Source organism: Chryseobacterium sp. WG23 (assembly GCF_024586575.1).
Classification (GTDB): domain Bacteria; phylum Bacteroidota; class Bacteroidia; order Flavobacteriales; family Weeksellaceae; genus Chryseobacterium.
Genome location: NZ_JALCZE010000001.1, coordinates 1 through 12584, shown reverse-complemented (window position 1 = coordinate 12584; position 12584 = coordinate 1). Strand labels below are relative to the sequence as shown.

12 protein-coding genes are annotated in these 12584 nt (G+C 36.7%); 8 read left to right on the top strand and 4 right to left on the bottom strand.

Annotation, left to right across the window (positions count from 1 at the left end; genetic code table 11):
• Window positions 1-133 precede the first annotated feature (133 nt).
• The 7 genes from MP477_RS00060 to MP477_RS00030 all read left to right on the top strand — a co-directional run bounded on the left by MP477_RS00060 (window position 134) and on the right by MP477_RS00030 (window position 6041).
• A complete protein-coding gene (locus tag MP477_RS00060; protein ID WP_257188664.1) occupies window positions 134-2374 on the top strand; it encodes a reprolysin-like metallopeptidase in 2241 nt (746 codons plus the stop codon).
• 487 nt (window positions 2375-2861) lie between these two features.
• Complete coding sequence (locus MP477_RS00055; RefSeq protein ID WP_257188663.1) at window positions 2862-3569, top strand: TNT domain-containing protein; 708 nt, start codon at window positions 2862-2864, stop codon at window positions 3567-3569.
• Window positions 3570-3582: 13 nt separating this feature from the next.
• Window positions 3583-4002 carry a hypothetical protein gene (locus MP477_RS00050; protein WP_257188662.1) on the top strand — a complete coding sequence of 140 codons (420 nt, stop codon included), beginning with the start codon at window positions 3583-3585 and terminating at the stop codon, window positions 4000-4002.
• Between the two features lie 199 nt (window positions 4003-4201).
• On the top strand, window positions 4202-4669 hold the full coding sequence (locus MP477_RS00045; RefSeq protein ID WP_230036447.1) for a nucleoside triphosphate pyrophosphohydrolase family protein: 468 nt from the start codon (window positions 4202-4204) through the stop codon (window positions 4667-4669).
• Between the two features lie 3 nt (window positions 4670-4672).
• Window positions 4673-5236 carry a thioredoxin family protein gene (locus MP477_RS00040; protein WP_257188661.1) on the top strand — a complete coding sequence of 188 codons (564 nt, stop codon included), beginning with the start codon at window positions 4673-4675 and terminating at the stop codon, window positions 5234-5236.
• Window positions 5237-5238: 2 nt separating this feature from the next.
• Complete coding sequence (locus MP477_RS00035; RefSeq protein WP_230036451.1) at window positions 5239-5844, top strand: DUF4230 domain-containing protein; 606 nt, start codon at window positions 5239-5241, stop codon at window positions 5842-5844.
• Between the two features lie 11 nt (window positions 5845-5855).
• Entirely contained in the window at window positions 5856-6041 is a 186-nt protein-coding gene (locus MP477_RS00030) for a hypothetical protein (RefSeq protein WP_257188660.1), read from the top strand.
• A gap of 108 nt (window positions 6042-6149) precedes the next feature.
• Here the strand turns inward: MP477_RS00030 and leuB are convergent, their stop codons facing one another.
• From leuB to MP477_RS00010, 4 genes are read right to left on the bottom strand one after another with little or no spacing between them, the layout of a single operon-like run.
• Window positions 6150-7274, bottom strand: a complete 1125-nt coding sequence (gene leuB / locus MP477_RS00025; protein ID WP_257188659.1) for a 3-isopropylmalate dehydrogenase — start codon at window positions 7272-7274, stop codon at window positions 6150-6152.
• Window positions 7255-7863 carry a 3-isopropylmalate dehydratase small subunit gene (leuD, locus tag MP477_RS00020; protein ID WP_230036457.1) on the bottom strand — a complete coding sequence of 203 codons (609 nt, stop codon included), beginning with the start codon at window positions 7861-7863 and terminating at the stop codon, window positions 7255-7257. The genes leuB and leuD overlap by 20 nt, the downstream gene beginning before the upstream one ends.
• Before the next feature lie 16 nt (window positions 7864-7879).
• Window positions 7880-9268, bottom strand: coding sequence for a 3-isopropylmalate dehydratase large subunit (gene leuC, locus MP477_RS00015; RefSeq protein WP_257188658.1), 1389 nt, complete (start codon window positions 9266-9268; stop codon window positions 7880-7882).
• Between the two features lie 29 nt (window positions 9269-9297).
• Window positions 9298-10461: a 2-isopropylmalate synthase gene (locus MP477_RS00010; RefSeq protein ID WP_257188657.1), complete on the bottom strand. Its 1164-nt coding sequence runs from the start codon at window positions 10459-10461 to the stop codon at window positions 9298-9300.
• Between the two features lie 148 nt (window positions 10462-10609).
• Between MP477_RS00010 and MP477_RS00005 the strand changes: the two genes are divergently transcribed.
• On the top strand, window positions 10610-12157 hold the full coding sequence (locus MP477_RS00005; protein WP_257188656.1) for a hypothetical protein: 1548 nt from the start codon (window positions 10610-10612) through the stop codon (window positions 12155-12157).
• Window positions 12158-12584 lie beyond the last annotated feature (427 nt).

Here is a 12584-nt window from a genome sequence, read left to right as displayed (position 1 = left end):
AGTATTTTATTTAATAATTTTCATTTAATTATAATTTCTATTAACAATAATCGAGATATTCTATGATAACATTAAATTTTTAACAAAGGTTTTTTCGTTAGATTTGACATAACGTAAAAAATTACACTTTTATATGAAAAAACAATTATTGATGATGGGAATGCTTGTATTATCAGGTTTTTCCTTCGCACAGACAGATCGTCTATGGACTCAGGGATCTCAAAAAAACGCCTCACCAGTTTTCGAAAACATGACGAATATAGATGGTCCGAAAATTTACCAATTAAATATCAATGGTTTGAAAAATGCACTGGCAAGCGCTCCTAAAAGATTGGCAGCCGGTGAAAAATCTCAAATTATTATTTCTTTTCCCAATGCGGAAGGAAAGATGGAAAAGTTTAAGGTAACAGAAAATCCAAACTTTGAGCCTGAACTGGCAGCAAAGTATCCGGACATCAAGTCTTATATTGGAGAAGGCATAGATGATTCTGCTTCAACAGTTTACTTTAGCATCTCTTCCTTAGGACTTTCTTTTATGGAAATTTATGGGGATAAATCGGCTACTTTTATAGAGCCCTATACTAAAGATTTATCTTCCTATGTGATCTATAAGAAGTCTGACAGAAAAGACAACTTAAATAAATTTGAATGTACTGTATTAGATGCAGCTCAAAAAGGCACTTCTTCAACTATTGCTGCCAGAAATGCTAATGACTCCACACTGCGAACATTTAGACTGGCGCTGTCTACCACAGGAGAATACACTTCCTATTTTGGAGGAACAAAAGCACAGGCTTTAGCAGCAATGAACAATACCATGACCCGTGTAAATGGTGTTTTCGAGAAAGATTTTGCAGCAAGAATGGTCCTTATTGCCAATACTGATGCAGTTATTTATACCAATGCTTCTACAGATCCTTATTCTCCCTCTTCAGCAATGAATAACTGGAATCTGCAATTAATGAATACTTTAAGTTCCACTATTGGTAATGCTAATTTTGACGTAGGCCATTTGTTCGGAAGAGATGGCGGAGGTGGTAATGCAGGCTGCATCGGCTGTATATGCAGTAATGATATGTCTACTTATGTGTACCTGGGAACAACCTATCCTAGTGCGTATAAAGGAAGCGGTTATACTTCCCCTTCGAATGGCGTACCATCAGGTGATACTTTTGATATCGATTATGTAGCTCATGAAATGGGACATCAGTTTGGTGGAAACCATACCTGGTCTCATGATAGTGAAAGAACGGGTAATAATATGGAACCGGGCTCAGGTTCGACTATTATGGGATACGCAGGAATTACCGACCAGGATGTCCAAATGAACTCTGATGCTTTTTTCCATGCCATAAGCATTCAACAGATCACCAATAATATTAAAACTAAAACCTGCTCTGTAAATACCCTTACAGGAAACACAATTCCTACAGCTAACGCGGGATTAGATTATACCATTCCTAAAAGCACACCGTTTATGCTGACAGGAACAGGAACTGATGCTAACGGAGATATCCTTACCTATATTTGGGAGCAGATGGATAGCGCTACATCTAGTCAGACAGGAGCCAGTTCTGCAGCCAAAGCTACTAAAACATCAGGTCCTAATTTCAGATCATGGACACCTACAGCCTCCCCGGTAAGATACTTTCCAAGAATGGCTTCCGTATTAGCAGGAGCAACCACTACCGCAAGTTCGGAAATTACTGTCGAAGCACTTTCTTCAGTAGCAAGAACCCTGAATTTCAGATTTACCGTTCGTGATAACAGAGCTGGAGGTTCAGGGAATAATTCAGATGATGCAAAAATCACCGTTAATGCTACTGCAGGTCCTTTCAATATTACTTCACAGAATACTGCAGCCTCTTATGCCGGAGGAAGTACACAAACCATCACCTGGAATGTGGCAGGAACTACCGCAAATGGTGTAAACACTGCTAATGTAGATATCCTTTGGTCAACCAACAGCGGAAATACCTGGACTACCCTATTGGCAGGAACTCCAAATGACGGTTCTCAGGCCGTTACGATTCCCAATGCTTCTACTACTTCAGGAAGAATTATGGTAAAAGGAACCAATCATATTTTCTTTGATGTGAATAATGCCAATATTTCGGTAACTGCTACGGCAGCAAAATCCGTGACTGAAGCACCAAAAGAAACATCAGCCGATATGAGACTATACCCTAATCCGGTGAAAGATGTTCTGGCGGTTTCCAATACGGATACAGAAGAATATAAAATCTTCGATATGTCTGGAAAATTAGTACATACAGGAAAACTTCAAAGAGGTTCTGCCAATATAAGCAACCTTATAAAAGGAGCCTATATGATTCAGATAGGAGAAACAACAAAACGATTCATTAAGGATTAATCACCTTAATTTTAAAATAACGCGATGGAAAAGGCTACTCTACACAGGAGTAGCCTTTTTTTTATTCTTTAAGTACATATCCATAATCTTATTCGAATAAAAACATCCTTCAATAATCCATTTATCAATGTATTTAATTTACATATAATTAATTTTTATTAAATAAAATAATTAATATTCAGGTTTTTTAATTTAAATTTATCACTCAATACTGTTTATTATTGTACCGTTTGTCCAGCCAGTATTTGAGGGAGCTGAGAAATCGTTTCAACGATTCATCATACTGCTTCTTTAATGCCACTTCTTTGATGGGAACTGATTGTCATATCTTTAAAAGCCAGCCTAACAGCAAATGCTTTTCATGAAAATATCCTTTAGAAAAACACTGATCTTACCGACACATTCAAGCAGGCATTTTTTACCAGAGAAGCATTGATACAATCCCAATAATACTTTATTAAATTTTTACATAATTAAAATTATTTATATGAAACATTTATTGAAGTACATCTTTCTTTTATCATTTACTTTCTTTTCGGTTGCCTGTAGCTCAGACAATGATGAAGTAATAGACACTAATCCCGTTAAAATTGTATTCTACAAAAACGCTGATGATTTTGCATTAACTTATGATGCTCCGGGAGCTGTAAACCAAACGATAAGAAACCAGGCATTTGACCTGTACAAACAGGGTAAATGGAATGAACTGGAAGCGCTGTTTAAAGCTAATAGTCTGAACGGAGGATGGCCTCCTGCCAATGGTGGTTATAATATCGTTGATGATGTTCCTATTGTGGCAGGACAAAAATTCGACCGATACAGCGGAGCTGTTGGCAATTATGACGGAACGGGAGTTCCTACTTTAGGAGGCAGCTTTACAAGCCCTATTATCAATGGATATGTATATACTTTCACGCAAAGAGCATTAAACCAGCCTGAAAATAAATATGATTTCTATTATGAGATAGATGTTTTGAATAATTTACTATCTTTCAAATCCCAAACGGCAGATATTATTCCCTGGTTTAATCAGGCTGGCAATGGAAAACAAACCATGTGGAAAATTCCCATTGATATTGCCACAGGATATCCAAAAACATGGAATAAATTAGCTGAAGAGGGATATATAAAAGTAACTATTAAAAAAAGTCCAAGCGGGAAATACAATAACCTGGCAGGTACTGTTATTCAGTAATAAATAAATTCAGATGTATTCAATATCAAAAAAAATAAACATTGGTAAAAAAGCTCTTATTCAAAAGGATGTTTTCACTAATAATGAAACCGTTCCTTCTGCTGTTGTAAAATTCATATGCTGTAACTGCAATCATGAAAATACAGTGGAAATTATTCCTTACCAGTCAGGATTCCCTATCCTTCAGCTTTATCACGATGAGCAGATACTATCCGGAAATGAATTATTAAAAAACGGGATGGTACAGGAAACTTTACCCGGAATGTCACATTTCGGTCCTTTAACGGTAAACAATCTGCCAACCCTATATTTTGGAACCAGCTGCCAGACATGTTATTCAAAATACCTCTGTGTATTTGGCTATGGTGAAAAACAGCCGGGATTAACGATCTTAAGTATCTCAGGAATCTGGAAATATGAAGAATTAAAATAACCACATCTGAATACAGACCATGAATTTAAAACAAAATCCACAACTAAAATTGTGGGTTTTTCTGTTTTGTTTGGGAAATTATATTTTTAAAAGGATGATCAGGAATATTGTTCTTCCTACCCCTTCATTAATACATTTTACGCTGTACATTTTACAATCTCCAAATCGTTTTCTATCTTTGCCATAAATAAAAAAATTCATGGATAAAATTGATAGTCTGAACCAAGTAGCAGAATTCCATACTACTTTCAAAGCCCCTATTTTAGATACCCCACAAATTCCTTCTCCGGAAAGATGCAACCTTAGAGTAGAGCTTCTTCAGGAAGAGTTAAATGAGCTGAAACAAGCGATTGCAGATAATGACATTGTAGAAATTGCAGATGCACTTTGTGATCTTCAGTATGTTTTAAGTGGTGCCGTGCTTGAATTCGGACTTGGCAACAAATTTGTAGAGCTATTCAACGAAGTTCAGCGTTCCAATATGTCTAAAGCTTGCGATAATGAAGAACAGGCAAAGGAAACGGTTGAGTTTTATAAAGAAAAGGAAGTAGCCTCTTTTTATGAAAAATCTGGAGAAAAATTCAATGTTTACAGACAGGCTGATCATAAAGTATTAAAAAACAAATACTACTCTCCTGCTGATTTAAAATCAATCATTGAGAAATAACATATGAAAAAATTTATTACGAATATTGTTGCCTTTTCAAGCATCTTTTTAGCTGTCCAGCAATTTAGCGCTCAAAAAGTAGTGGTTAACCGGGAGGTTGAAACTCAGAATGACGGTAAAATGCTTTTGGGACATCAGCTGAAAGAACAGTTTCTGAAAGCTCCTTATGCCGACTGGTATGTAAAGGAATATGATGAATATGCTCTTGACGCAAAAGCCATCAGTGAGCTTAAAAAAGAAAGACTGGGTTCTTGTGACATTATTGTTTTCATGGGAACATGGTGTGAAGACAGCCACAGAGATATCCCAAGGCTGATGAAAATATTGGAAGAAGTAGGTTATCCGGACTCTAAGCTTACCATTATTGCGGTAAACCGTAAAAAAGAATCTCCTACGGGAGACGAAAGTCTTTACAATATCCAGAAAGTGCCTACCATTATTTTGAAAAAATATGGAAAAGAAATTGGAAGAATTGTAGAAATGCCTACTTCAGGATATATTGAAAGAGATTTAGCCGAGATTTTGAAAAAGAATGATACATCTGTAATTAAAGAAATTTTTAAATAGATTTGAGAAATTATAAAACAATTTTATCATTTGTAGCAGGCGCAGGGGTCATGGTGCTTCTGTTTTTCGGGCTTAAGTCCTGTCTTACTCTCACTAATAAAACTGAGAAGTCGGATTATTATATTCTGACCAACCAGATTTCCAAGATGAATAAGATGGTGGTAATGGAGCAGAATACGTCCAGTATGCAGAAGACCAAAATGGGTTATGAAGTATTCGGAAAAGAGGTTTCAAATAACAGCATCATTACCTATACCAAAACCACGGCACAGGTTTCTTATGATCTTAATAAGATGAAGATTGAGGTAGATTCCATCAACAAAAAGCTGGTGATCACCGAACTTCCGGATGCAGACATAAGAATTACTCCCAGTGTTGAAATCCAATCTTTGGACGATTCCTTTTTTAATAGGATTACGGAAAAAGACATTAAGAATGTAACGGAAAAAGCTAAGCAAACTGCGATGAAATCTATTGATGAAAATCAATTGAGAAGTGAGGGACGCAAACAATTAATGGAAAATCTTAATAATGTTTTTGTTTTGGCAAAGGCTTTGAATTATACCATAGAAGATAAAACCGGAAAGATCGGTCTTCTAGGACTCTAAAAATTCAAGCTATGGACTCAAAAGGAAAAAGCAATAAGAAAGAACCTGCCAATACCGCAGAAACCAAAAAGCAGAATGAAGATTTCCAAAACATTCCTGCATCATCGAAAAAGAGCAATCCACCTGAGATTGATAAAGAGGATATTCAAAAATCGTCTAAAGGTAAATCAGGAAAAACGGATAATACAAAGGAGTAAAGTAAAACCATTAAGGTCTTATCACTTCTTTTACAGAATACAATTGAAAGGTCCCGTCTCTAATGAGGCAGGACCTTTCTTCTAACTATCTAAATGAACTTTTTGTACCTATACGATGGTGGACTTTCCGATCTTTACATTTTCAAAATTGTAATAAGATTTTTCGGAATATTTTATATGATCTGCAATAAAGCTTCCTACTTCACTTGTGGAATAATACTGTTTGGTATTAAGATCGATGGTAACATACTTATTTTCAATAGCATGCTCTACAGATTGCCTCAGTTTATCTGCAGCCGTCTGTAAATTAAGGTGATCCAACATCATGGCAACGCTAAGAATAGAAGCAATAGGATTGGCAATACCCTTACCTTTTGCCTGCGGATAAGAACCGTGGATAGGTTCGAACAATGCATTTTTCTCACCAATGGAAGCTGACGGAAGCAATCCGATAGATCCTCCGATCACACTGGCTTCATCAGAAATAATATCCCCGAACATATTTTCAGTTACAATAACATCAAACTGTTTAGGGTTAAGAATCAGCTGCATTGCTGCATTATCTACAAACATATAATCCAGCTGCACGTCCGGATATTCTGAAGAAATCTCCTGACAGATCTTCCTCCATAATCTTGACGTATCCAATACATTGGCTTTGTCAATAAGCGTCAGTTTTTTATTTCTCTTCTGAGCTTCCTGAAACGCCATATGGGCAATAGGAAGAATATCTTCACGGCTATATTTGCATATGTCATAGGCATACGCTCCTTCAGGATCTGTAAACTTTTCACCAAAATAGATTCCGCTTACCAATTCTCTGAAGATCTGAATATCTGCCCCTTCAATGATTTCTCTTTTAAGCGGGCTTTTGTCAATCAGTGAAGAATAGGTTTTCAAAGGCCTGATATTGGCAAATAAACCCAGCTCCTTACGAAGTTTTAGAAGCCCCTGTTCAGGTCTTACTTTTGCTTCAGGATTATTATCGAAAACAGGATCACCGATTGCTCCAAAAAGAACGGCATCAGAATTTTTGCAAATCCTCAACGTTTCTTCGGGTAAAGGGTCTCCGGTCTTAAAAATAGCTTCAGCACCAATCAATCCGTGTTCGAACTGAAATTCATACTGAAAGACTTCAGCTATGACATCCAGTATTTTTATACTTTCTTTGATGATCTCAGGTCCTATTCCGTCTCCGGGAAGAACCGCAATTTTAAAATACTTGTCGCTCATTTTTCTTTTGTGTTTTTAGTTCAAACTCTTGTATCACCTGTTTTCTGCTGATTAAAAAATCAATATCATCATAGCCGTTCAACAGGCATATTTTTTTGTAAGAATCAATCTCAAAAGTTTCGGTTGTATCTTTGAAACTGATGGACTGCAGTTCTACATCAATAGCAATTTCATTATTTGGATTTTCAGTGATTCCTTCTAAAATTTCTTTTAAAAAGTCTTCGGAAACTTTTACCGGAAGAAGTCCATTATTTAAAGCATTTCCTTTAAAAATATCAGCAAAATAGCTGGAAACAATGACTTTAAAACCATAATCCGTTAAAGACCAGGCTGCGTGTTCCCTGCTGCTTCCGCATCCGAAATTATTTCCTGCCACTAAAATTTCCCCTTCGAATTTTGGATTATTCAGTACAAAATCAGGATTAGGTTCTCCTGAATGCATATTGTACCTCCAATCTCTGAACAGATTTTCACCAAAACCTTTTCTGTCTATACTTTTTAGGAATCTGGCCGGAATAATCTGATCGGTATCTATATTTTCTGCCGGCAATGGTACTGCGCGGGATTTTAAAACAACTAATTTTTGCATGTACTTTTTAATCTGTTTAATTTAAACTTTCAAAAGCAGAGATCCTGCCTTCTATGGCAGCTTTAGCTGCTGTAAGCGGGCTTGCAAGAATGGTTCTGGAACCTTGTCCCTGCCTGCCTTCAAAGTTTCTGTTTGAAGTGGATACACAATATTCTCCTTCCGGAATCTTATCATCATTCATGGCCAGACAAGCTGAACATCCGGGTTGACGAATCTGAAATCCGGCCTCATTGAAAATTTTATCCAATCCTTCTTCATAGATCTGTTTTACCACCTGCTGAGAACCCGGAACAATTAATGCCTGTACTGTTTCAGATTTGCTTTTTCCTTTGATATATTGAGCTGCAGAACGGAAATCCTCTATCCTTGCATTGGTACAGCTTCCGATGAATACATAACTGACCTTAATATGGGAAGGAGCCTGCCCTGCCTTTAATCCCATATAGCGTAACGCTTTTTCTTCCGACTCATTCTGAGGAACAGGAATAAGCTCACGGATTGAGATCCCCATTCCGGGATTCGTTCCATACGTGATCATTGGATAGATTTCTGAAGCTTCAAATGTCAGTTCTTTATCAAAAACAGCTTCTTCATCTGTTTTTAAACCTCTCCAATACGCTACTTTTTCTTGCCATTCTTCACCTTCCGGAGCAAAAACCTTTCCCTTTATATACTCAAAGGTAGTTTCATCAGGGGCAATCATTCCTCCTCTGGCCCCCATTTCAATGCTCATATTGCAAACAGTCATTCTTCCCTCCATAGACATTTCTTCAAATACGTTTCCGGCATATTCACAGAAATATCCTGTTCCCCCATCTGTTCCTATTTTTGAAATAATATAAAGAATCACATCTTTAGGCTGAACATTTTCATTCAATCTGCCGTTTACGGTAATTCTCATCGATTTGGGCTTGTTAAGCAGCAGACATTGACTTGCAAAAACCTGGGCAACCTGGCTTGTTCCTATTCCAAAAGCAATAGCGCCAAAAGCACCATGCGTGGAAGTATGACTGTCTCCGCAAACAATACTCATCCCCGGCTGGGTAATTCCCAATTCGGGGGCAATGATGTGAACAATTCCCTGGTATTCATGTCCAAGACCGAACAGTTTTATATTATTTTTCTCACAATTTTCGGTAAGCTGCTGAACCTGGTTTCTGGACAATTCATCCCGTATCGGCTCTTCCTGATGAAGAGTGGGTACGTTGTGGTCCGCGGTTGCTACAATCTGTTCCGGCCGGAAAACTTCAAGATTTCTGGATTCCAGTTCTGCAAAAGCCTGAGGGCTGGTTACTTCATGAATAAGGTGTTTGTCAATATAAATAATCTGAGGTCCGTTCGGAATGGTTTCCACCACGTGGGCATCCCAAACTTTATCAAAAAGTGTCTTTTTATCGTTCTTCATTTTTATTTTATCTTGATTTTACATCAAACCTATCCTATTTTTCGGTTGAAAGTCTCTATAATCCGGCTTAAATCGTCATTACCAATCTCTTTTTTAAGATCTGCCACTTTTAAAAACTCCTGATACAGATAATCGAGTTCATTTTTAGTGACATCAAAGCCAATATGCTTAAAACGGTAAGCCAATGCCGAACGTCCGCTTCTTGCTGTAAGAATAATAGAAGATGTACTCACTCCTACTTCCTCAGGATCAATGATTTCGTAAGTTTCTCTGTTTTTGATCACGCCGTCCTGGTGAATTCCTGAGCTGTGGGCAAATGCATTAGCTCCCACAATGGCTTTGTTGGGCTGTACAGACATGCCCATAAGGTCCGAAACCATCAGGCTCATCTCATTCAGCATTCTGGAGTTGACATCGGTATGAAGATTCAGATCTTTATGCTGTTTTAAAATCATCACCACTTCTTCCAAAGCCGTATTTCCTGCTCTTTCTCCCAATCCGTTGATTGTACATTCTATCTGACGTGCTCCGTTCATTACTCCGGCAATAGAATTAGCGGTTGCCAATCCTAGGTCATTGTGACAATGGCATGACAATACTGCCTTTTCGATTCCTTTTACATTTTCACGCAAATATTTTATTTTCTGACCATATTCTTCAGGCAGACAATACCCTGTTGTATCAGGAATATTTAAAACTGTAGCCCCGGCCTTAATCACGGCTTCACATACCTGCGCCAGATATTCGTTATCAGTTCTTCCGGCGTCTTCTGCATAAAATTCAACATCTTCCACATAAGTTTTAGCATATCTTACCGCTTCAGCAGCACGTTCCAGAATATCATCTTTTGTGGAGTTGAATTTATATCTGATATGAGATTCGGAAGTTCCGATTCCCGTATGGATTCTCGGTCTTTTAGCAAATTTCAGTGCTTCAGCTGCTACGTCTATGTCTTTTTTATTGGCTCTAGTGAGTCCACATACTTTAGCATTTTTTACGAGTTTTGAAATTTCTGAAACAGATTCAAAATCTCCGGGACTGGAAATTGGAAACCCCGCTTCAATGATATCAATCCCTAGCTTATCAAGCCTTTCAGCAATAATCAGTTTCTGTTCCGTATTCAGTTTACACCCCGGAACCTGCTCCCCATCTCTCAGTGTGGTATCAAAAATTTCAATTTTTTCGGAATTCATAAATGAAGTTTTTTACTTAATTTTGGTTCAAAACTACAGCTTGAAATATTTTCAGACGTTTATATTTTGTAAAAACTACAATACTCAATAATGAAATAAACAAGTGTATGCATTTGATAATTAAAGTTTTAAATTATAAAAATTTACAATGGCAGAATTGCAGAAAGATTTCTTGTTTGTTTTGGTAAAGTCATTGACCACCTCCGAAAAACGTCAGTTTAAGTTGTATGTCAACCGTCTCGGTATTAATGTAGATGCCAAATTTCTTCTTTTATTTTCAGAAATGGATAAGATGAAAGAGTACGATGAAAGCATTATCATCGAGAAAAAAATTTCAACGAAACAGCAGCTTTCCAATCTGAAGGCTCACCTTTACAAACAGATCCTCGTGAGTCTCCGCATGAACCCCAGTCACCAGAACTATAGAATTCAGCTCAGGGAACAGCTTGATTTTGCCAATATTCTCTATCAGAAAGGGCTTTATAAACAAGCCTTGAAAATACTGGACAAAACGAAGCAAACTGCCCTGGAACTGGATGAAAAAAGCATAGCTTCAGAAATCATAGACCTTGAAAAAGTGATTGAATCTCAATTTATTACAAGGAGTATTGAAGGACGTGCCGACGAGCTCATCCGGCAGTCTCAAGAAATAAGCAGGCAGAATCGTTATACAACAAAATTATCCAATCTTTCACTGAAACTGTACAGTGAAATGCTTACTCATGGCTATGTAAAAAATGATACGGACAGGAAGGAGGTTCTTGAATTTTTCAATTCCCAGATCAAAAACATCAGCCTTGAAAAACTGAATTTCACTGAAAAACTCTGGTACTTTAAAGCGCATGTCTGGAAAAATCAGCTTTTACAGGATTATAAATACACCTTGAAGTATGCCTATCAATGGGTAGATTTATTTCATAAAACCCCTGAAATGATCTATAGCCATCCAGTCTGGTATATTAAAGGAAATACGTATCTGCTTAAAATTCTGTTTCTCTATGGAAATATAGACATCCTGGAAGAACATTTTAAAAGCTTTAACAGAATGGTCAATGCTGAAAACTTCGCCCAAAACGAAAATCTTCAGTCCCTTATTTTCCTGACTCACTATAATACGCTGATGAATATTCACTTTGTAAAGGGCGAGTTTTTCACCGGGACCAAACTTATTCCTGAGATTGAATTAAAAATGGATAAACTTAGAGAAAGAATTGATGAACATCACTTTATGATTCTTTATCTTAAGATGGCAGCGATGTTTTTTGGAAGTAAAATGTTTAAAAAATCCATTGATTACGCTATGAGGGTAATAGAATCAAAAGGAAATGTGCAGGAAGATTTATTATTCCACACCCGGATTCTAATACTGATGGCCAAACATGAATCAGGAAATGATGAAGACTATGATGAATTTATTGCTTCTACATCTAAATTTGCGAGAAAAATGAAGAAACCTGAAGTTTTCCATTTTGAAAGCATTGAATTTTTTAAGAATCTGAATAATCAGGTTTTAGATCAACAGCAAAAAGCTTTTAAAGCTTTTGATAAAAAACTGGAAGAGTTTTCCAACAATGAATATTACAGAAGGTCATTATTTTATATCGATATCCACGGATGGATAAAATCTAAAGTTCAGCATGTAGATGTCATTGAGATTATTAAGCAAAAAGTGAAATACAAAAGGAAAAACCAGTAGAATAAATGGTATAGACAGCTTTATGAAGACAATCTTTGAGAGTTTGGATTCCAATCTGCGAAAAAATATAACCACAAAGTCACAAAAGATTTAGACACTTAAGAGTTTTTTTTAGTTAATATCAGACTGCTGAGAAATACACATGAGTTTTATGAAAATCTCTGATTTTATTCTAAAGTGAACTTACTTGTATTCAGTAGTTTTTGTACTTACTTAAGTGGGCTAAAGTGCTTAAAAAATATGCAGTCTTTAGAACAACATACTTGTCATTCCGCAGGAATCCAGGCATAATAAAAATCTGCCCAATCTGCGAAAGAAATATAACCACAAAGTCACAAAAGATTTAGACACCTAAGATTTTTTTAGTTAATATCAAACTGCTGAGAAGTACACATGAGTTTTATGAAAATCTTTGATTTTCTTCTAA